The organism is Klebsiella sp. JB_Kp042, assembly GCF_040065275.1.
GTDB lineage: Bacteria > Pseudomonadota > Gammaproteobacteria > Enterobacterales > Enterobacteriaceae > Klebsiella > Klebsiella quasipneumoniae.
This window is the reverse complement of record NZ_JBEAJL010000003.1, coordinates 1-854: the sequence shown is the minus strand read 5'-3', so window position 1 is coordinate 854 and position 854 is coordinate 1. Positions and strand designations below refer to the sequence as shown.

Sequence of the window (854 nt, the reverse complement as noted above, 5' to 3'; positions counted from 1 at the left end):
TGACGGCCGCCTTCGTCTTTGGACAGAATGTACACTTCAGATTCGAACTTGGTGTGCGGGTTGATGGTGCCCGGCTTAGCCAGTACCTGACCACGTTCGATTTCTTCACGTTTGATACCACGCAGCAGAACACCTACGTTCTCACCAGCACGGCCTTCGTCCAGCAGTTTGCGGAACATTTCAACGCCAGTACAGGTGGTTTTCGCGGTTTCTTTGATACCAACGATTTCAACTTCTTCACCCACTTTGATGATACCGCGCTCTACACGACCGGTAACAACGGTACCACGACCGGAGATGGAGAATACGTCTTCGATCGGCAGCAGGAACGGCTTGTCAATCGCACGCTCTGGTTCCGGGATATAGGTATCCAGGTGGCCAGCCAGTTCGATGATTTTCGCTTCCCACTCTGCGTCGCCTTCCAGCGCTTTCAGAGCAGAACCACGAACGATCGGAGTGTCGTCGCCCGGGAAATCGTACTGAGACAGCAGTTCACGAACTTCCATCTCAACCAGTTCCAGCAGCTCTTCGTCATCAACCATGTCGCATTTGTTCAGGAACACGATGATGTACGGAACGCCTACCTGACGACCCAGCAGGATGTGCTCACGAGTCTGCGGCATCGGGCCGTCAGTCGCAGCAACAACCAGGATCGCGCCGTCCATCTGCGCAGCACCGGTGATCATGTTTTTAACATAGTCGGCGTGGCCCGGGCAGTCTACGTGCGCGTAGTGGCGAGTCGGGGTGTCATATTCAACGTGAGAGGTGTTGATGGTGATACCACGAGCTTTTTCTTCCGGCGCGTTATCGATCTGGTCGAATGCGCGAGCGGAACCACCGTAGGTTTTAGCCAG

The 854-nt window shown here is 54.7% G+C and carries 1 protein-coding gene; it reads right to left on the bottom strand.

The window, feature by feature from the left end; genetic code table 11:
* The coding region (gene tuf / locus ABLV54_RS00020; RefSeq protein ID WP_029780788.1) for an elongation factor Tu at nt 1-854 on the bottom strand (854 nt) is incomplete at both ends.